A 21652-nucleotide genomic window follows, 5' to 3' on the forward strand; every position below is an offset into this window, starting at 1 on the left:
GACATTCGAATGTCGACATACAAAACGCCAGGTGTATACATAAAAGAGATTTCGACATTTCCGCCTTCAGTGGCAGAAGTGGAGACAGCAGTACCTGCTTTTATAGGCTATACAGAAAAGGCGGATAAGAACGGCGATGGTTTAACATTAAAACCGACAAAAATATTTTCTTTAAGAGAATACGAGCAATACTTTGGTGGCCCTAAAGATGACGAAATAGCTTTAACCGTCAGCGAAAAGGATGATGGTAGTTTTAATGTAGAGTCCTTCGTAGAGCCAACATTAAAATATATTATGTATTTTAGTCTGAAAATGTTTTTTAATAATGGTGGTGGGCAGTGCTACATCATTTCCGTTGGCGACTATACCGGAACGGGAATTGAAATAGGTACTAATACCAAAGTGGGTCTAAAAAACGGTCTTGATGCGCTTAAAAATGAAGACGAACCTACCTTGATTGTTATACCAGAATCAATCAAGTTATCGACAACGGCAAGTTATGAAGCGTTAACACAAGCGGTATTATTGCAATGCAACACCTTGCAAGACCGTTTTGCTGTCTTTGACATTTACAAAGGTGGTGAATTGCTTGACCCTGCTGCCCAATTAGCTAATAGAGCCTTTTATGGAAACAATCATCTAAAATATGGCGCAACCTACTATCCATTTTTAAAAACGTCACTTAATTACGCTGTAAATGAAGGCGAAACAAACGTTAAAATCACTTATCCTTCTGATGCAGAGCCTCCCGCAACCACTAAAACTGACGATCTCAAAACACTTAATGGTGTTAACACTGCTTTATACAATTTTGTTTTAGGTAAATTGAAAGAACGCTTTGTCGTGCTTCCTGCGTCTCCGGCGGTTGTTGGTGTTTATGCCTCTGTTGACTCTAACAGGGGAGTATGGAAAGCGCCTGCCAATGTGAGTCTAGCGAATGTAATTGAACCTGTTGTGAAAATAGATAATGCAATTCAAGATGGTCTGAATGTTGATGCAACTACAGGTAAATCTATTAATGCAATTCGCTCATTTATGGGCAAAGGTACCCTGGTTTGGGGTGCTAGAACATTAGCGGGTAACGATAATGAATGGCGATACATTCCTGTAAGACGCTTTTTTAATATGGTTGAGGAGTCTATAAGAAAATCAACTTATTGGGCTGTTTTTGAGCCAAACGACGCCAATACGTGGACTAAAATTCGCGGCATGATTGAAGCCTATTTGACGCAAAAATGGCGTGACGGTGCCTTAGTAGGAGCAACGCCAGATGATGCATTTTTCGTTCGTTGTGGACTCGGCATAACAATGGACTCACAAGATATATTAGAAGGCCGTTTGAACGTAGAAATAGGGATGGCTGTTGCAAGGCCTGCAGAATTTATCATTCTTAAATTCTCGCACAAATTACAAACGTCGTAAACGCTAGTTAATTTACAAAAATCGGAGTAATTATTATGCCAGAACTTTATCCATTGCCGGCGTTTCATTTCATCGTGGAATGGGGCGGAATTAGAGTTGGTTTTTCAGAGGTGTCGGGCTTAACACAAGAAGTACAGCCCATAGAATATCGAGATGGTATGTCGCCAACATTTTCAACAATTAAAATGCCAGGTCTTAAAAAGTTTTCAAATGTAACATTGAAAAGAGGCATTATTAAACACGACAACGATTTTGCACAATGGTTATCTACGGTGAAGTTAAACAAAGTAGAAAGGCGCGATATTGTGGTCAGTTTGCTGGATGAAGAACATGTTCCTGTGATGGTTTGGAAAATTAACAGCGCCTTTCCGGTTAAAGTTGAGGGGCCAAGCTTGAAGGCATCAGGAAATGAGGTAGCAACAGAGTCTATAGAATTGGCGCATGAAGGACTAACCGTTCAAAACGATTAGGACTTGATACAAAGTTTGGTTACCAAATTGAACATGTAAACTAATATAGATAGAGGTATATGTGGCAAATTATGTGCCGCCTGTTGGCTTTCATTTCAGAGTAGAAGTATTAGGACTTAGTCCTAATGATAGTGATATTCGCTTTTCAGATGTAAGTGGTCTGTCTACTGAATTGTCAACGGAAGAAGTTGCTGAGGGGGGAGAAAATAGGTTTCTACAAAAATACCCTGTTCAAACAAAGTATACCGATTTAGTGTTAAAACGTGGTCTATTGAAAAGCTCTAAAGTAACTGAATGGATTGAAGAATGTATTCAGCAATTAAATATTACCCCAAAAAATATCGATATTATGTTACTTGATGAAGATCATACGCCCCTAATGGCTTGGCATTTAGTTAACGCCTATCCAGTAAAGTGGACAGTGAGTGATTTTTCTGCAAGAAACAATGCAATTGTGGTTGAAACTCTCCAACTTTATTATCAATATTTTAAAGTGGATAGGGGATAAAAATCATGCCATTAATTATTGATGAGGTGGTTATTTCTGTCGAAGTAAATGGCGCTGGAAATAAACCTACACAAAATTTAAATAAAGAAATGACACAAGATCTCATCGAAGAATGTGTCGAAAAAGTTTTAGAAATATTAAAGGAAAAAGAAGAACGATAAGTAGGGTGTTATATGTCTGGTGAATTAGAAAAGTTGCGTATAGAAGCATATGAAACAGAGGATTACCAAGATGACCCGCCTCCTATTGTATTCAACGCTTATATTAATCCTAAAGAAATAACATTGGGATATGAAATTGAATATGACGAAAAACAAGGAGCAGGAACAACAAACAGTCGCATGGAGTTTAGTAAAGCAAAGCCAGGCGATTTAGCACTGACGTTTTTCATAGATGGCACAGGCGCAAACGGAACAAAAATTGATGTTCAAGCAAAAATCAAAGAACTTCAATTAGTCACGGGGTACAACGGTGTTATTCATCGGTCAAACTATCTGAAAGTGGCGTGGGGAACAATGCAAGTGAAACGATGCATACTTAAATCGTTATCTATTGCTTATAAAATGTTTAAGCCAAATGGTGAGCCGTTACGTGCCTTAGTCACAGCAAATTTTACAGATAATTCTGATGATGAAACGCGTATTGCGTTAAGTCGGGATAAGTCTCCAGATTTAACACATGTCAGAACGGTTAAGGCAAGTGATACATTAACGCGAATGTGTTATGAAATTTATGGCGATTCAAAATACTACATCGATATTGCGCGTATAAATCAAATCAGTAATTTCAGAAAACTTGAAACGGGAAAACAACTTGTCTTTCCGCCATTAGCCAAATAGGAATAGCCATAAAAAAAGCGGTAAAGTACTTTAATTTTAACCTGACGATATTTGTTTGTATTGGTATAAACACGCATAAACATGAAATAAAAGCGTGTGTTCAATAGGAGAGAATTATTAACATTCAACGTAGAATACCTGTCGATACCGCGCATCGTGAGTTTATCGTTAAGGTTAATGGAAGTATTGTTTCACGTAAGCTGAACTTGTTATCAGTTGCCGTGAATTCTGCTGCGAATAAAATTCCTAGTGCTCGACTGGTTTACCAAGACGGCTCAGCGAATAAGGGAACATTTTCTCTTTCTGAACAAGATTTGTTTATTCCTGGTAATGACATAGAAATTAGCGCTGGCAATGTCAACGAAACTACAGTCGTTTTTTTAGGTATTGTCGTTAAACACACAATAAAAGTTAAGCAAAATAAAGGTTCAACACTCGTTGTAGAGTGTAAAAATAAAGTCTGTAGATTAGCTGCGGATAGAACAAATCATTATTTTTATGAACAATCTGATAGTGACATCATTGAGCAACTTCTAGCAAATGCAGCACTGCAGAATATTGAAGTTTCTTCTTCAATTATTACCCACCCAGAGATAGTGCAATATAACGCAACAGATTGGGATTTTTGTTTATTACGAGCCCAAGTGAGCGGGCTACTAATCATACTTAATGCCGATAAAAGCGAAGTAAGACCTGCAAAAATATCAAATGATGTTATTTGCGAACTTGAATTTGGTGCAACCATTATAGAGGCTGATTTAAGCATAGATGGTCGTAATCAGTACAGAGGTATTAAATCGTCTAGTTGGAGCCAATCTAGTCAAGAAGTTATTGAAAAAGAGGCGAGTGATCCTCGTTTTACATCTCCCGGTAATTTAGATGCATCAAGCTTATCTGACACCTTGAACCTCTCATTTTTACAACAAAAACATCCAACGATAAGTGAAGATGAAGCACAGCAATGGGCGGATGCAAGTTGGCTATATTCGCAAATAAATCGAGTTTCGGGGCTTGTAAAGTGTCAAGGCATGTCTGCAGTAAAAACAGGCGATAGCGTTAAATTAGTTGGTCTAGGAGAACGCTTTAACGGTGATGCCTTTGTAACAGGTGTACGCCACGACTTTGGAGCGACACAAGGTTGGCAAACCTATCTTCAGTTTGGTGGTGTTGAGTGGTTAAACGTAACTCAGAAAGTAGTAGACCAACCAAATGCTGCAGGGTTAATTCCAGGCGTTAATGGCTTACAAATTGGCATTGTTGTCAGTAATGATGACCCTAATGGGGAATGTCGAGTACAAGTGAGAATGCCTTTAATAAGTGCGGACGAAAATGGTACTTGGGCACGGCTTGCTACATTAGATGCTGGCGAAGAACGTGGTTTTTATTTTTACCCCGAAATAGGAGATGAAGTCGTAATTGGTTTTTTTGCCAATGATCCTAGACAAGCTGTGGTGTTGGGAATGTTGCACAGTAGTGCGAAAACAGCACCGATAACACCGAATGATGACAACCATGAAAAAGGCTATGTCAGTCGTGAAGAAATGAAAATGACGTTTGATGATGAAAATATTGATATGACATTTTCAACACCTGCGGGTAACAACATAAGACTTACCGAACAAGAAGGAGGTATTGTCATTGAAGATCAAAATGGCAGTGTCATTAAATTAATCGATAGTGATGTCACCATTGAAAGTGCAGGAAATTTAACATTAAAAGCAGCTCAAGATATTAAAATTGAATCAGGCGTAAATACTGAAATAATGGCATCAAGTGAAACTAAAATATCGGGAAATGCTGGCTGTGCACTAGAAAGCTCAGGCATCACTGAAGTTAAAGGTTCATTAGTAAAAATTAATTAGTAAAAATTAATTAGTATTGAATTAAAAATCAGTAATGAATGAACAGTAATACATATTCATGAGTAAGGATATTTTATGGCGTTTGCAGCACGGGTTGGAGATACAACAAATCATGGTGGAACCGTAATTGGGCCCGGTAACGCTACGGTACTTATTGGAGGAAAACCAGCAGCCGTATTAGGAGATATACATATTTGCAGCTTGCCGCCGAATGGACATCAACCAACGGCGAGTCCTTTTATTTTAGGAAGCCCTTCAGTGCTAATTGGAAATATGCCAGCAGTAAGAACATCTGACAGCTGTATTTGCGGTGCAATGCCAGTTGTAGGTGAACCAACGGTAATCATTGGTTAAATAGAACAGCTTTGTAAAGTATGAATTAATCAAAATGAGATAGACGATATGAATCAAGGTAAATCATCATTTTTAGGTAGAGGTTGGAGTTTTCCACCTCAATTTTTAGCACAATCTGGTGAAGTGTTAATGACGGCTGATGAAGAGGACATTGTCGCTAGCCTTAATATTTTACTTGGTACTACCGTTGGCGAGCGTATTTTATATCCTAAGTACGGCTTGAATTTACGAAACATGCTGTTTGAACCTATAAGTACAACAGCAAAAACATTGCTAGAAGAGCGAATAGAGATAGTTTTACTTGTTCACGAAGCGAGAATTAATGTGCTTAGTGTAAATATTGGTCTTGAGCAAATGATAGAAGGGAAAATGGTTATCGAAATTGAGTACGTCATACAGGCAACTAATTCACGTTTTAACTTAGTTTATCCCTACTACCTACATGACGGAAATGCCGTTGAAAAAGTTTTTTAGTTAAAAGAAAAAGGAAAAGTAATCTCATGTTGAAGGTTAAGGCGAAAAAACTCGTTAAAGTCATCAATAAAGTCGATTAATGATGACAAAACAAAGTATTGTTAAATCAGTATTAAGGGCAAGTGGGCAGAGTCAATCTGAGCGCACAGCTGTTGCTTTGTCTTCAGATTACGTCGCTATTGACGCATGGACAAAATCTGAATTGATGGACTATATGCAAGCATTTGCCAAGCATATAAATTTTTATCAAGACGATAGTGAAATTCCTTCGGGTGACTGGCAATCATTCTTCCCTTTCCCATTAACAAATTCTCAACAATTTATTGAACAACAAGCACCAAACGTAACGCCTCATATGGCTTTACTTCAAGCTTTTGTTGAACTCTATAAATACCCTCAACAACAAATTAATCAACTAACCGATACTCATTTAGATTTTTATTACAAAACCGTCTTAAGAATGACGCCAAAGTCTGCAATAAATGACAAAGTTTATCTTGTTTTAGGCTTAAAGAAAAATAGCCCGATAACACTGATTGAACCTTCACATAGTTTTAGTGCGGGTAAAGATAATTTAGGGGTAGAAAGGCTCTATAAACCGACTAAAAGTCATATTGTTAATCATGCCTTGGTTTCATCAATAAGAAGCGTTTTTATTGATCCTTTTGATAATAAAATTAAGCATGCACCCATAGCAAACTCTCAAGATGGATTAGGAAAAAAACTAACAACAGAAAATGGAAGTTGGCATGGCTTTGGACAAAGTGAATTGCCGTTAGGTGCCAGTGGGTTTGCCTTATCATCCAATGTATTACTGTTATCTGAAGGCGAACGAACAATAACAGTAAAAATAAAATTATCTGAATTAACGGTTGCTAGCTTCTTAATCAATCAATTAGCCAGTCAATTGGCAAATACTTTTCTGGTCTCATTTTCGGGCGATAAAGGCTGGTCAGAACCCATCATTATTACGCCAGAACTATCTGGAAGCATGCTGGAGCTAGTTGTTGTCGTCGCCAAAGAAGATGATCCAATTTCACCCTATTTAGACAGTATTCATGACTTCAATTTCGAAACATCAGACCCTGTGATGCAAATATGGGTAAACCAAGAAAGTAGCGCTATTTCATATTCAGAATTGGCAAAATTACAAATAGAAACTATTCAAATATTCACTAAAGTAAAAGGGGCAAAGCAGCTTAAAGTAGAAAATGATTTAGGAAAACTCAATGCCAACAAATCGTTTATGCCCTTTGGCGCTCAACCATACAAAGACATGAGGTTGTATGTCGGCTGTGACGAAGCATTGGACAAAAAGCTCTCATTTATTGCTCTCAACATTCAGTGGCAAGATGCACCAACTAGTTTTACTAAGCATTATCGCCATTACAAAACACCTGTGAAAAATTCCATTTTTAAAGTTTCGATTACTTTTACCGATGCGGGTAGTTGGCAAGAGTCCGTTGTTAATCGACCTTTGTTCGACACTCGAGATGCTAGCGAGATAATGACAATATCCTTTGGTCGAGGCATAAGAGAAAAGGTGGATTTAGCGTCTCAAAATCAAAAGATTGCTGTCGCATTGGCACATTCAAATCAACAATGGGTAAAATCTACTGCCGTTAAATTGTTATTAAAGCAACCGACGTTATCACGATTTATTAAAGCCTCCGTTTTGAAAGATAATGCACGTCGAAATACTATCGTCGTTTCAAAACGTCCGGTGAAAACAAATAGTAATACTAGAACAGTAACTGATTTTACTGAGGGGTTTATCACGTTATCACTAGAGCGAGATTTTTTGCATGAAGAATATAGACAACAAACAATTAAAAATGCATTAGCTTTTAGTAAGAATAACCATAAAACACCTATCATTTTAAATGAGCCTTATACACCGTCAATTGCCAATATATCGTTAGATTACAGTGCTTATACCGATGTAATTGAGATGGATGATGAAGATATTACCGCTTTTGCAAGCGATGAGACGATGTTCTTTCATCTTAGTTATGCGGGTCAACATCGTGAACATAGTTTTATTCGAAACCAATTTGAATTTTTAACAGATAAAAGCGTATCACTTGTACCTGAGTCTAAATATAACGGCGAGTTACTCATTGGAGTGAGTAATTTGAGCCCTAGTGACAGCATTAATTTATTGGTGACACTTGCAGAAGGAAGCGCAGACCCTGAAGTAGAAAGAGCAGTAATAGAGTGGTCAGTATTATCCAACAACTATTGGAAACCATTAAATGAGCAAGAATTAGTTGAAGACAAGACTAACAACTTCTTAACAACTGGCATTATTAACCTTGTAATTCCTTCACTAGCAACCGTTGAAAATTCAATTCTTCCTAGCCCAAATATTTGGTTGAAAGCGGGACTAATTGGAAGCGTTAAAGCTGTTTGCGATATTATTGATATTCAAGCGAACGGTGTTGAAGTTGTCTTTTGTGAACAACAAAATAGTGAAGAACATCTAAAAATCCCTTTACAGGCAGGTACAATTGCTAAACTTAAAACACCAATAGCTAGCGTTAAATCGGTAAGCCAACCAATTGCCTCCTTCGGCGGAAAGCCAAAAGAAACAGACACGACTTTTAGGACGAGAACGTCTGAAAGATTACGTCATAAAAATCGAGCATTAACCATTTGGGACATTGAACGAATTCTACTCGAAGAGTTTCCCTTCGTTTATAAGGTGAAATGTTTACCGCATTCAACGCCTAATAATTGGAGTTCTCCAGGGCATGTCACAGCAATTATAATCCCCAATTTATATAATCAAAATGCTGTCGATCCTTTTCGACCTAAAGTTAGCAGTCAAACATTATCAGTCGCTGAGAATTTATTGGCTTCTATTGGGACTATGCAAGTTCAATATCACGTTACTAACCCTCGATATTATCAAATAAAAATTGGTTTTGGCGTCAAGTTAAAATTGGGGTTTGAATTTAATTATTATTCACAACTACTCAATCAAAAAATAATTGAATTTTTAACGCCATGGATGAGAGAAACCGATAAAGATATATATTTTGGCGGTATTGTCTATAAATCAGAAATATTAGATTTCATTGAAGAATTATCGTTTGTTGATTACCTCACTGATTTTACGTTAATGGGCTACGAAAATGATCAAACATTACTGAATAACAATCTGAAAGATGCAAGCAATATAAGTGTTACAGAGCCAGATATGATAATGGTTTCAGCAAAAGAGCATGATATTTACCAAGTGGAATAATACGTAATTAACACCGTACGTTTTACTGTTAATTCAAATAGGAATTGGTATGGATAAAGAGCTTAAGATAACTAAAAACGATAAGCGTAAAGTTGCGCTGGATTATCGTGCGTTATTTTCTGAGGGCATTGCACATGTTCGACATCTTGCTAGCGACATTTGGACTGACTATAACGCTCATGATCCCGGTGTAACGGTGTTAGAAGTATTAAGCTATGCGTTAACCGATCTGAGCTTGCGTGCAGAATTACCCATTCAAGATTTACTCGCGTTAAATGAATCAGAGGAAAACGCCTCTAAAACTAATAATGAATATATGGCTAGTCAGTTCTTATCAGCGCGTAGGATTCTACCTAATAGACCGTTAACAGAACTCGATTATCGAAAACTTATTATAGATCTACCAGGCATTAGAAATGCGTGGATATATCCCGCTCAAACTCAGTTCTACGCAGATAAAATAAACAAAAAACTGTTATTTGAAAATACCTTTCATCAAAATGTTGAACCAGTGCTACTTAAAGGGCTTTATAACATAAAGCTAGAGTTAGAAAGTAGACTTAAAAAAGCTGAGAAGCAAAAGGTAATTGAGCAAGTTCGACAATTGTTACATGAAAATAGAAACCTATGTGAAGATTTTCTCGATATTGGAGAAGTTAAAACACAAAGCTTTTTAATCTGCGGTGAAATTGAAATATCTCCTAATGCAGATGTTGTAGAAATTAATGCTCAAATAAATAGCCAAATAACTAATTATCTATCCCCGAATATTAAAAACTATACCTTGAATGAAGCCTTAGATTTAACAAATGAATTTGGTGAGAAATATACAACAGACGAATTATTTTCAGGACCGGCTTTACGATGTGGATTCATTTTGGATGAGCATCTCACTGAAACTAACTTAAAAGAACAACTTTATTTGTCCGACGTTATTAGCATTATTATGGATATTATGGGAGTAGTGTCAGTACGAGACATTATTGTTAATCCTACTGCATTGAAGAAATCTTTAGAAAATAAATGGATAGTACAAATAAAAGACAAGCATCGAGCCGTATTAAATTATGAAAAATCGTCATTGTTATTTTACAAAAAAGGCTATCCAGTAAAAGCTGATAAAGCCGCGACAATAAAACGTTCAAAGGAGCTGGCGATTAGTTTACAAACTAAGTCAGTATTACCTATTGATGAAGATATAAAAATTCCCTTGGGAGAGAATAGAAATAGTTCTAATTACTATCCATTTAAATATCATTTCCCTGAAGTTTATGGTATTTCAGAAAATGGTTTACCTTCAAGCGCTAATGAAGAAAGAAAATCACAAGCTTTGCAGCTTGAAGGTTACTTACTTTTTATAGAGCAAATATTGGGGAATTATCTGTCTCAATTATCGCAATTACCTCAACTTTTTTCTAGTGATGAGAATATTTCGCAAACGTATTTTTCTCAATCAATTAAAGGCTACGACAAGCTTTATGCTACTGATGAACCTCAAGAATTACTAGACAATACTTTAGCGGATAAAGACAAACAAACTGTTAGAAAAAATCTGTTTTTAGACCATTTGATATCACGTTTTGCAGAAGATTTTACCGATATAGCAGATGTGTTATATAGCAACTTTTCTTTAAGTGAACAACAGCTTATAGAACAGAAGTGTCAATTTTTGAATCGCTACGATGTGATCAGTAAAGACAGAGGACTCGCGTACAACTATACATTACTCGATGAAGACAAAATTTGGAATACTGATAATATTTCGGGATTTGAAAAACGTATTTCAGCTTTGCTAGGTATAGATAATTGGAACCGAAGAGATTTGGCAAATATTACATTTGAAAGCCATAGCCAAATCGTAGAAGCAACTGAAGGTGAAGAAATTAACACATTTAGGTTCAGGTTCAGAAGTACGATTGACGATAGTATTTTATTGAGTAGTAGTACCAATTATCAAAACAAAGAGGACGCACAAAAAGAACTTGATCACGTGCTTGAAGTTGGTGCTGACGCTAATAGTTATGAACGATTATTAACCGAAGAAAATCCCCCTAGGCATTATTTTAATGTTGTTGATGCCACTGGAGAAGTAATTGCAAGACGTATCGAGTACTTCACTTCAAAAGATGAAATGAATGCTGAAATCACAAAGGTTAAAACGACTATTCGACAGATCTATAGTTTAGAAGGCATGCACGTAATTGAAAATATATTATTACGACCTACGTCAAAAGAAGATCCTTTATTACCCATTTGTGTAGACGATAACTGTGAGGGATGTGCTGATCTTGATCCTTATTCATACAGACTACAGATTATTTTGCCCGCATATGGCGAACGCTTTGAGGATATTGATTTTAGGGAGTTTTCTGAAGATCTTATTCGAAATGAAATTCCAGCACATATTATGGCAAAAATTTGTTGGATAAGTAAAAAATCGATGTCTGAATTTCAAATTCATTATAAAAAATGGTTGTCCCTTAAAGCGACTCAGTTTGCTCAAACATTTGATAGTAATACCACTAGTAACACAACAACTAGTGGTATATCAGATAGCGAGCCAGTAGATACCACTTTAGCGGTTGATTTACAGGAACAAAGTGAAATTTTATCAAAATTTATTAACGCATTATTTAACACTAAAAATGTGTATTACAAAGAACGCCTCCACGATTGTGAAGGTGAAGATAACTCATTATTTGTATTAGGGCGAAGCACATTGGGCAGTATTGATCCTAAAGAGTAACAATGAATATTCAAGGTGATCGTTATGGCAATTATTTTAAGTAGTCTCGCAAAATTAGCGAATGATTATACGGTCTTTAATAAAGACCAAGTACTGTCGGATGAACAGCTCAATAGTTTATCCAAATATTTTGATGATCAAGACCGATTAACACGCGTTAATTTAATTGGTGTTGGTTTGGTTTGTGGTTGTAATATTGAAATGCAGGGCAATTCAATTGTCATGAGTAAAGGCTTAGCGATCACAACAGATGGCGACCTTATTAATATAGAAAAAGCGACATCATATTCAGCATTTAAACCCTTTGGTATAGATCAACCCAAGTACAATCGCTTCTATATTAATAAAACTAAAATGCTCACCTTGTTTGAACTTGTGCAAAATGAAGTGGGAGACAGCTTAACAAAGCCAATAAAAAACTTTTCAACAAGTTCAGGCTTTCAACTAAGTGATATGGTTGCGCTTCTGTTTCAGCAAACCTATATCAAAGATCATGATTTATGCACAGGTACTGATTGTGACAACCACAGCCAAAACTACATTACTAAAACTAAAGTTCTACTGGTACCACAATCAGAAGTTAAACTTTTAGCACCAAAAATACAAACAGCACACAATGTGGCTAAGCTTTTTCCCCGCATTGATATGCCAAGAGTTATTTTTAATAAAAGTCGATCTACCGTTAAAAAAGTAATAGCAGAGTATAAAAAGCAAAATAATTTAGCCATTAATCAATTAGGTAAAACTTTACCATTATTATGGAAACATGCTGGGTTTTTAATGTCGACTTCAATGCGGTCAGATTTAAGTAGTTCTTGGATACAGACAATGAAAAGTATTAACCAAAGCTTTTCAAATACCGATGGCAATGTTCAGTATTTTTATAGTTTTCTACAAGATCTTTGTGAAGTTTGGAATGAATTAAAAGAAGTAATGTTGTCTGATAAGTCGTTATGCAGCCCAGCGACGAACGCGTTTGAAAAACATATTTTGCTAGGACAAATTTTAGGCATAAGAAATTCAAGAATAACGCCAAATATAAATTTGGGCACAAGAGACACGATAAGATTAGATACAGGTATTGATCTTAATCCATTTGATTTAGATAATTTTATTATTGAACGTTCTAGCCTTGCTAAATCTGTTATTCGCCATGGATTTTATCCATCTGGTGCACAGCAACAAGATTCTCAACGAGCTAGAATTCAATTCTTAATTCATAAACTTAATGCGTTAATTAGTGAGTTTACTGTCCCTAAAACCGGAGATATTAAAATCACCCCAAGTTTGTGCAGAACGCATCCTCAATCTAAACGAGCAATACCTTGGTACTTTAGGCTTTCTGTTAATTCTCGTACATTAAAATTTTGGAACTTTTCAACTTACCAAACGAACGATTTACCTTCCTTAAGCTCATACCATAGTGATGAAACAGGTGCTAAAGGTGCTGCTGCACAGCCACTTGCTTTTAATATAGAAGATAAAGATTTCTTTCGAATAGAAGGGCATATAGGTAAGAAAGCGACAGAAGTTCAGGCAGAATTAGAAAAAACACGTTTGGAATTTAATTTACCATTTTCTATTGTATCTATTCTTTTAGATAAAGATTCTAGGCGGCTAATCGGTAAGACAGGTACGGGCTATAGTGATTTACATCGTTTGCATGCGCTTTATCGAAAAGATCTCGTGTTTCGATTAGACGAAGTTAAAGACTTTAGTTTAGGTTTTAAAAACAAACTATTTACCTCTGTCGACAATGGTGATGTTACCGATGATGATTGTAACGACAGTATTGGGGTAAAAACATTAGCGACTAGTCGGATGGCTGATGTTGAAGTGGGTGTTAAAGAAGTAAAAGTAGGCCTAGATTTAGGTTATCAAGCGTATAAGAAAAATACTGCGTGGATTGGAAGTTTTAATCAGTTGATGACTAAATCAACCCAATTTAAATCTGACTTTGGTAAAGTCGCTAAAACAGAATTCTCGACACCGGTAGACGGTTTAATTGTCGATTCAAAACCACGATGGTTACCTTGGTTAGATGTGATTATTAAAGACAAAGACGATAAAGCGGATACAAAAAAAATGTTCGAAACCTTTGTTAATAATCACCCTGGACTTGAATCGACAGGAGGTGTTAGAAGAGGGGGAACGTTTGTCATCGTTTATGACGATAAAGGTCACGTCGTTAGTGATTTAAGTTTATCAAAATGTATTGAAGAAAAAATAGAAGTTGAATCTGAACCTGTATTACCACGTCCAATTACAGGGCCGTTCATTAATAACGGAATTAATATTTATAAAAGTCCTAGAAATTTTGTTAATGGAAAAATCAATGACTTTTCCAGTCGGTTTACGGAAGAAATTCAGTCAAAATTCAATGTTGGGACAGCATATGCGAGTGCAATGCGAGATTCAATCAATGTGTTATCAACATCATTTATCCGACCCGATTTAGGCGTTCTTGCGCCCGGCAATGTTATTGGTACTGGTCCGAATATCCTATTACCAGGCTTGGTAAAAGATCGAGAAATTTTGATTAGTAAAACAAGAGAACTTGAATTGTTAAAACTAAGTGAAGTATCTGCTAGTCCAGCTGAAAAACAAAGATTAGCCCCCGAAATTAAGAAAGTAGAAGACGAAATGTCTGCAGACATGAAAGCTATTTTAATTAAGATTTCGACTGCAGATAACACTATATCATCCACGGATATCGCAGAAGCATTAAATACAGTTGAATTGAGTAATAAGACTGTCGGTGCAGCTACTAAATTGAATGATAGCGAGTTAACGTCAGCAAGAAAAATAGTAGATGCCAGATTCACTTAACAAGGTAGGTTTATTTCAGCTGTTAATTATTCATATAAAAGCTTAAAAATGGAAGCTTATACCCGGCAGCTTAGAAAGGTACTTTAATAATTTTTAACATGGCTATGTAGATAACTCAGGAGCCAGTAAAAATAGATTTAAAACGTCATTCCAGCGGTGTTTTAGGCTGACGTGGCATGGATGCCACTTATTAGACTATGCATGAAGCACATCGTCCTGAATCCAAACCAAAAACAACTGGATCCTCGATAAGATGCTTCGAGGATGACGACTATCAGTAAACTCCTGAGCCAAGTACATAAGCACTATTTTTAATGAGCGTGATAAATGCAAAATCATCATTTGAGTAAATTGATTATCACAACGACAACGGCCTCCGAATCGGAAGGTTTTGCATTAAGACGTCTACTCAAAGAAAATTGGCAACAACTACTGCCTGATTTAACAGAGTCTTTTGATGAATTTTGTGCTGATGATGAAGTTATTCATTTACCAAAAATAGCCATATCGCTTGAAGTAGATTCAATGCATTCTCTAGTGTCAGATATGCCCATCACAGACAACGAATACTTAAAAGACCAAATTAAAACACAAGTAATGCAACAGGTTCAGGAATTTAAAGCGGCATATAATGGCAGGCAGAATGAAACTGTTTTTTATGGTGAATGTTTTGATAATAATAGTAATGTTAATAATGAACATATAGAGAGGCTTAAAAATCAGACAAACACAAATAAAATGAGTAATGGCTTGTTAACTTGGCAAGATGTTAAATCTTATTTAAATAACGGGCAATTACCTTGGCATATTATGCAAGAAGAGTCTGTAAAAAATTTGGTGAAGAGAGATAATTCTCAATCGCTACATTCATCAATACAATCGTTAATAAAACAGAATATTAATGCCTGTATTACTGGTTTATATGAAGAGCATTCACCACAAACTATCAATAGGTTGGTTCAGTTGTGTGATGATATTTTACGTAAAAGTATTTTTGATTATTTAGTAGATCACGCTTTATCCAAATCTAATCTATTGAAGAATGAAGAAGTCGGCGAAGCGCGACAAAATAGTCAAGCATTGGTCTCTATTTGTGAAGAGATAATCAATAAATCCACTAATCCAATTGATTTAACAAGCGCGTTGTTTACTAGCTTACTAAGTGGCAACTCTGAAACAAACACCGTAAATAGTATAATTATTCAAGACTCTATTTTAGAAACTTTAATACCCAAAGCAGCCAAACAGTTTAATACCTCTGAAAATGTGCTGTCTACGTTATCGTCAGCAATCCTACCTAAATCTAACGATTATAAAAGTGCAAAAATTCACCGGACAAATCAAGGTATAACTCAAGTCCTAAAAACCGACAAGGTTAAAGCGTTAGAGAACTCTTCAGACGATGATTTATTTAAAAATGCTACACAGGTTCTATTTGCCGGTAGTATTATATTGTATCCCTATTTAACCATATTTTTTAAAGACTTAGATTATTTATCTGAAGATAAAACGATTAAAAATAACAAACAAAATAGTGCTGTGACATTGATGGTTTATTTGTTAACGGGCAAAGAACAGGCTTTTGATTATCAATTGCATTTCATTAAATGGCTACTGGGTATTCCAATTGGTGCATTAATATCTATTGAAGAAAACTCATTGACTGAAAATGAAAAAGCATTGGCAGATACTGTATTGCTATCGCTTAAATCACATTGGTCAGTATTGAAAAATACGTCAATTAGCACTATTCGAGAATCATTTTTACAACGGTCAGGCATGATGAAGCTCGATGACGAGCAATGTCATTTACATATCGAGCGTAAAGGCATTGATGTATTAATTGACCAAATTCCATTTTCACTTTCAATAATTAGGCTGGCATGGATAAAGCAACCGATAATCGTCACTTGGTAGGTAGTATTTTTAATAATGCTGCTGAGTTACAAGCAGAAATAAATTGGTTTATTCAATTTGTTGATGTACGAATGCGTATCTATTTTTCATCTGATCCGCAAAACAAAAAAACAGGTGATATTCCAGTTAAGGCGCCGAAGTTAACTAAAGGTAAGTCGAGTTATGCTTTGATGATTAATCGTTTAGGACTATCTGATGAAGAACGTTTAATTTTAATACTTGCCTTAGTACCTTTTATAAAGCCGGAGTTGTTTGATATTTTTCTTACAAAAAACAACCTTATTGAAAGCGGATATACCGAATTTGGAGGGCTTCAAGCACAGGGACACAATGGTTTTTTACCGACAATAGAAACGGCATTGTTTATTTTATCAGGGCAAGAATTAGAAAAACGGTTTGAATTAATGGCTTTATTTGAAAATGATGGCCTTTTGTTTACCAGTGGATTAATGACATTACATTTACAAAATGCCAATGAACCTTGGACGACAAGCTTATTACAAGTAAATCGCGAGACATTAAATCAACTAACCATAGGTAATGACTTTCAACCTGATTTCAATAGTAACTTCCCAGCAAGGCTAATCACTACTTCGTTAACGTGGGATGATTTAATTTTACCTTTACATGTGAAAAATCAGTTGGATGAGGTTGTCGCGTGGTCTAAATACGGCAAAGTATTGCTTGACGAGTGGGGGATGTCAGGGAAAATATCATCAGGTTTTACGGGCTTGTTTTATGGACCGTCAGGAACAGGTAAAACACTTGCGGCAACTCTGCTAGCAGGGCATTGTGATAAAACATGTTACAAAATTGACCTGAGTATGATCGTCTCAAAATACATAGGAGAGACAGAAAAAAATCTTTCTCGAATATTTGATTCTGCAGAAAATAGAAATTGGATGTTGTTTTTTGATGAAGCGGATGCCTTATTTGGTAAAAGGACTACCGTAAGTGACGCTCACGACAGGTATGCAAATCAAGAAGTTAGTTACTTGTTACAACGCATTGAAACTTACTCTGGCATTGTTATATTAGCTTCAAATTTTAAAAGCAATATCGACGAAGCATTTTTAAGACGCTTCCAAGCGGTAATCGAGTTTTCAATACCTTCAGTAAAAGAACGTTATGACATTTGGAAAAAGGCAGTGTCTAGTAAAGCAATATTAGCGGATGATATTGATCTAATGGAAATCTCAGAAAAATATGAAATTACCGGTGGTACCATCGTAAATATCGTTCGTTTTGCTTCGTTAAAAGCACTGTCAAATGATCGTAATACTATTTTTTTGGAGGATCTTGTTGAAGGTGTACGTCGTGAGTTTTCTAAACTTGGGCGTCATTTGTAAAATTTAAGAGTGAGAATCAGAGTAATAGTTTATTCAATTTGATTAGAGGTATTAATGTCTAAGAATGTTGTTAGGAAACAAAAGACAATTACCAAATCACAGCAGCCATCTACAGCCAATGTATTTCGCTCAGCTGCTGTCAGAATCAACTCGCCTACCAAAGTACAAACAGCTAAAACATCTTCACCAAACGACTCTGAAGAAAAAGAGGCAGACAGCACGGCACAAAAAGTGATGCGAATGTCGGCGCCATACGCAAACGTAAGTTTAAATCACTCCTTAACTGCAGATATTCACAAGCAAGAATTGAAAAATGAAGCGAGGCAGGATGAAACACCGACTATAAAAAGAAAGTCGCTACCGCCATCAATTGCGTGTTTTAAAAGTTATGCGTTATTAAGAAAAGACAGCTTAAGAACAGAGAGTGTAGGTGAAGCTGACAATGAAAAAGAAAACGATGCAAGCTCAATCACTAGAAAGGAATTAAATCGAGAAAAAGAAACAGAAGAAAAAGATATTCTAAAAAGATCGTCTGACAAAGAAGGTAAAAGCAAAGAAGAAGATGTTGTCGCGAGACAATCGTCGGAATCAAGTGATGGTTCTTCAGAAATAAAAAACGATACGATGAGTAACATCAACGCAAGTATGTCGGGTGGCCAACCATTACCCTCAGACGTTCGTCATTTTATGGAACCACGATTTAAAGCCGACTTTAGCAAAGTAAGAATACATACCGATACAAATTCTGCCAATTTAAATCGTCAAGTTAATGCTAAAGCCTTTGCCATTAAGAATCATGTGTTTTTCGGTAAAGATCAATTTAAGCCTGATTCAGATGATGGTAAAGAACTGATTGCACATGAATTAACACATACTATTCAGCAAGGTGGTGCAATTCAACGCAAAAGTAATGTAGAAATAAAAGGACGAGCAGAGCCGTCAGTACAACGGTTAGGCATTAGTAGTGCCCGAAATTACTTTGCTAAAAAAGCCAAACACATAATGGGCTTTACATTATTAACATTGATCTTAAAAAGAAATCCTATCAATGGGAAAACGGTTAATCGAACTCCCACTAATATGTTAAAAGCAGCGATTGAACTTATGCCCGGTGGTGGCTTTATAACTGAAGCATTACAAAGTCACGGATTACTGTCAAAAATAGCAAACTGGGTAGTAAAACAAGTGAGTGGCTTAGTATCAATATATGAATCGATAAAACAAAGTATTAAAGACTTTTTAAATAGTTTAGGTGTTACAGATATTGCAAGGCCGGGCAATGTATGGCGAAGGGCGAAGAAACTTGTGACTGATCCTATCGCTAGAGTCAAAGCTTTTATAAGAGCTTTAGTCGCAGGTATTATCAGAATTGTTAAAGCCGCTATTTTAAATCCGGTTTCCAAAGTATTGTCTAAAATAAAAGGTTGGTCACTATTAACAGCTGTCCTTGGGAAGAATCCTGTTACAGGTAAAAGTGTCATTGGTACGGCTGACATACTCATTGGTGGATTTATGAAATTCATCGGTCAGCAAGCAGTATGGGAAAACTTGAAAAAGGCTAAAGCCGTTCCACGCGCATGGACATGGTTCAAAGGCACATTGTCTGGTGTTGTACGTTTCGTTACGCTCATTCCAGTAACCTTCTTTAAAGTACTATCGTCACTTGAATTTAAAGATATATTGAATATTCCTGCAGTTATCAAACGAGTCATTGGTGTATTTGGTCGCTTCGCTATTAACTTCATTATGTGGGCGGGTAAGCAAGTAAAAGAACTATTGCTAATTATTATTTCTACCGTTGCTCCGGGGATTATGCCATTTCTGAAAAAAGCAGGTAAGTCATTTCTGTCTATTGTAAAAAATCCAATTAGATTTTTAATGAATCTTATTAAAGCAGGTAAAAGAGGTTTTTGGCTTTTTGCAAAAAACTTTGTCAAACATTTAAGTAGTTCCTTAATACAATGGCTTACTGGCGCGATGTCAGGTGCGAATATTTATATTCCTAAAGCATTTAACTTAAAAGAAATTGTTAAATTTATCCTAAGTGTTTTAGGTATTACTTGGGAAAACATAAAAACAAAATTAGTAAAACGTGTTGGGCCTGCCGCCGTGTCTGCAATGGAAAAAGGATTTGAATTAGTACACACATTAATTAAAGAAGGACCGGGTGCTTTATGGCAAAAAATCGTCGAAAGCGTTGGCAATCTTAAAGAATCAATTATGGCGCAAATTCAACGCTACATTAAAACCAAGGTTGTACAAGTTGCTATTGGAAAAATTGCGTCACTGTTGACGCCTGCAGGCGCTTTTATACAAGCCATATTGGCTATTTACAATACGATTATGTTTTTGATTAAACGCTTAAAAGCTATTATTCTGGTTGTGCGTTCGTTTGTAAACTCTATTGCATCTATTGCTATTGGTAAAATCAAACCAGCGGCCAAACGCATTGAAAATACAATGGCGGGTATGTTGACGTTAGTGATAAGTTTTCTCGCTCGATTTGCTGGGTTAGGCGATGTTGCTGATAAAGTGAAAGAAATTATTGAAAGTATACGGAAACCCATAGAAGCAACAATGGAAAAACTTGCCGATTGGGTGGTAGATAAGGCAAGAAAACTAGGGCGTTTTGTTGCTCAAAAAGGTGTGCCGAAAGATGCAAACACAAGGCTTAAACTCGGTATGAAACATGCTCAAAAAATAGCGGGGAAATTGCCAACCAACTCGTTAAGTGAAAATGTAATTTTGTTAGCATTAAAAGCAATAAAAATACGATATGGTTTTCAGCAGCTTAAAGCCTATAAAAAAGAGGGAGTATGGTGGATTGAAGGAAAAATAAATCCGAGTTTAGCGGTAATGGTGACTAATATGCCGAATAAGGTAAATATAGCGTCACCTTCTGGAGAAATATTAATAACCAATTACTCGAGAAAAAGCCGAAAAGGCACATTTGAGCGAGCAATATTCTCAGGGCAATCAACACTTGCCCAGCTGCATTATACGTCAACAACTTCAGGCGAGAAGAAAGATGATTTAGGTGCAAATAAAGTGAATTTAAATTACACCATCGCTGCGGCTAACGACTTATATGGTGCGCCATCAAAATTTAAAGCGCTCGACAGAAAAGAGCCAGATGAAGATGAAAAATACGCTAAACGTCGATCTGCTTTTCCTAAAAATATGCAAAGTTGGTGGACCGATCAACCCCTTAGAGATGCACCTAGAATTCAAACTTTAAAAGACAAGGGGTTACTTGATACAGACGACAGTCTTACTAGGGGAGCATATAAGTGGAAGTACATTCATTCAAAATTAGATGACAAATATAAAGTTAATTTTAATGAGACTGTTAATAAAGAAAATATGATTAGGCTAATTAATTCAATTAAAGACAAGTCTATTAAAGATGAACTGGAACAAAAATGGAAAGAAAGATGGGGTAAAAGTACACATATCCATCACATTACACCAATAAATTTTAATGGGCGAAATAGTTTGAAAAATTTCATCCCATTAAAAGCTGAGAAACACGTTGGTAGTGATGGTGTTCATCCTCAATTTTGGGTACCGTTAAAAAAATTCTTAATGAACATACGTAAGTGAAAGAAATAATTTCATTAGCAAACTATTAT

General features: G+C 36.1%; 14 protein-coding genes. All 14 read left to right on the forward strand.

The features are described from left to right. Positions 1-9 precede the first annotated feature (9 nt). A complete protein-coding gene (locus DWA31_RS04405; protein ID WP_114325446.1) occupies positions 10-1422 on the forward strand; it encodes a phage tail sheath family protein in 1413 nt (470 codons plus the stop codon). Between the two features lie 35 nt (positions 1423-1457). Beyond that, the gene (locus DWA31_RS04410) at positions 1458-1892 is read left to right on the forward strand and encodes a phage tail protein (RefSeq protein WP_114325447.1); all 435 of its coding nucleotides are present in this window, start codon (positions 1458-1460) and stop codon (positions 1890-1892) included. Between the two features lie 61 nt (positions 1893-1953). After that, a complete protein-coding gene (locus DWA31_RS04415) occupies positions 1954-2400 on the forward strand; it encodes a phage tail protein (RefSeq protein WP_114325448.1) in 447 nt (148 codons plus the stop codon). Positions 2401-2405: 5 nt separating this feature from the next. Then, positions 2406-2561 (forward strand): DUF5908 family protein, encoded by a 156-nt coding sequence (locus DWA31_RS17125; protein WP_168427283.1) that lies wholly within the window; start codon positions 2406-2408, stop codon positions 2559-2561. Positions 2562-2573: 12 nt separating this feature from the next. Beyond that, a complete protein-coding gene (locus tag DWA31_RS04420; RefSeq protein WP_114325449.1) occupies positions 2574-3239 on the forward strand; it encodes a CIS tube protein in 666 nt (221 codons plus the stop codon). A gap of 206 nt (positions 3240-3445) precedes the next feature. Beyond that, positions 3446-5101: a type VI secretion system tip protein VgrG gene (vgrG, locus tag DWA31_RS04425; RefSeq protein WP_168427284.1), complete on the forward strand. Its 1656-nt coding sequence runs from the start codon at positions 3446-3448 to the stop codon at positions 5099-5101. 75 nt (positions 5102-5176) lie between these two features. Beyond that, on the forward strand, positions 5177-5455 hold the full coding sequence (locus DWA31_RS04430; protein WP_114325451.1) for a PAAR domain-containing protein: 279 nt from the start codon (positions 5177-5179) through the stop codon (positions 5453-5455). 48 nt (positions 5456-5503) lie between these two features. Continuing rightward, a complete protein-coding gene (locus DWA31_RS04435; protein WP_114325452.1) occupies positions 5504-5929 on the forward strand; it encodes a GPW/gp25 family protein in 426 nt (141 codons plus the stop codon). A gap of 79 nt (positions 5930-6008) precedes the next feature. Next, on the forward strand, positions 6009-9179 hold the full coding sequence (locus DWA31_RS04440) for a baseplate J/gp47 family protein (RefSeq protein WP_114325453.1): 3171 nt from the start codon (positions 6009-6011) through the stop codon (positions 9177-9179). 49 nt (positions 9180-9228) lie between these two features. Next, positions 9229-11925: a diguanylate cyclase gene (locus DWA31_RS04445; protein WP_114325454.1), complete on the forward strand. Its 2697-nt coding sequence runs from the start codon at positions 9229-9231 to the stop codon at positions 11923-11925. A gap of 24 nt (positions 11926-11949) precedes the next feature. After that, complete coding sequence (locus DWA31_RS04450) at positions 11950-14754, forward strand: hypothetical protein (RefSeq protein ID WP_114325455.1); 2805 nt, start codon at positions 11950-11952, stop codon at positions 14752-14754. A gap of 327 nt (positions 14755-15081) precedes the next feature. Beyond that, positions 15082-16671, forward strand: coding sequence for a contractile injection system tape measure protein (locus DWA31_RS04455; RefSeq protein ID WP_114325456.1), 1590 nt, complete (start codon positions 15082-15084; stop codon positions 16669-16671). After that, positions 16638-18020 (forward strand): ATP-binding protein, encoded by a 1383-nt coding sequence (locus DWA31_RS17440; protein ID WP_245942478.1) that lies wholly within the window; start codon positions 16638-16640, stop codon positions 18018-18020. Before DWA31_RS04455 ends, DWA31_RS17440 begins: the two co-directional genes overlap by 34 nt. A gap of 54 nt (positions 18021-18074) precedes the next feature. Then, positions 18075-21623, forward strand: coding sequence for an eCIS core domain-containing protein (locus DWA31_RS04465; protein ID WP_114325457.1), 3549 nt, complete (start codon positions 18075-18077; stop codon positions 21621-21623). Positions 21624-21652: the final 29 nt, after the last annotated feature.

It is taken from the genome of Candidatus Colwellia aromaticivorans (genome assembly GCF_003333305.1).
Taxonomy (GTDB): domain Bacteria; phylum Pseudomonadota; class Gammaproteobacteria; order Enterobacterales; family Alteromonadaceae; genus Colwellia; species Colwellia aromaticivorans.

Coding starts and splice junctions, on each gene's coding strand:
- DWA31_RS04455 (WP_114325456.1), top strand. CDS start 15,082: ATGCAAAATCATCATTTGAGTAAATTGATTATCACAACGACAACGGCC.
- DWA31_RS04450 (WP_114325455.1), top strand. CDS start 11,950: ATGGCAATTATTTTAAGTAGTCTCGCAAAATTAGCGAATGATTATACG.
- DWA31_RS04405 (WP_114325446.1), top strand. CDS start 10: ATGTCGACATACAAAACGCCAGGTGTATACATAAAAGAGATTTCGACA.
- DWA31_RS04445 (WP_114325454.1), top strand. CDS start 9,229: ATGGATAAAGAGCTTAAGATAACTAAAAACGATAAGCGTAAAGTTGCG.
- DWA31_RS04435 (WP_114325452.1), top strand. CDS start 5,504: ATGAATCAAGGTAAATCATCATTTTTAGGTAGAGGTTGGAGTTTTCCA.
- DWA31_RS04410 (WP_114325447.1), top strand. CDS start 1,458: ATGCCAGAACTTTATCCATTGCCGGCGTTTCATTTCATCGTGGAATGG.
- DWA31_RS04430 (WP_114325451.1), top strand. CDS start 5,177: ATGGCGTTTGCAGCACGGGTTGGAGATACAACAAATCATGGTGGAACC.
- DWA31_RS04465 (WP_114325457.1), top strand. CDS start 18,075: ATGTCTAAGAATGTTGTTAGGAAACAAAAGACAATTACCAAATCACAG.
- DWA31_RS17125 (WP_168427283.1), top strand. CDS start 2,406: ATGCCATTAATTATTGATGAGGTGGTTATTTCTGTCGAAGTAAATGGC.
- DWA31_RS04420 (WP_114325449.1), top strand. CDS start 2,574: ATGTCTGGTGAATTAGAAAAGTTGCGTATAGAAGCATATGAAACAGAG.
- DWA31_RS17440 (WP_245942478.1), top strand. CDS start 16,638: ATGGATAAAGCAACCGATAATCGTCACTTGGTAGGTAGTATTTTTAAT.
- DWA31_RS04440 (WP_114325453.1), top strand. CDS start 6,009: ATGATGACAAAACAAAGTATTGTTAAATCAGTATTAAGGGCAAGTGGG.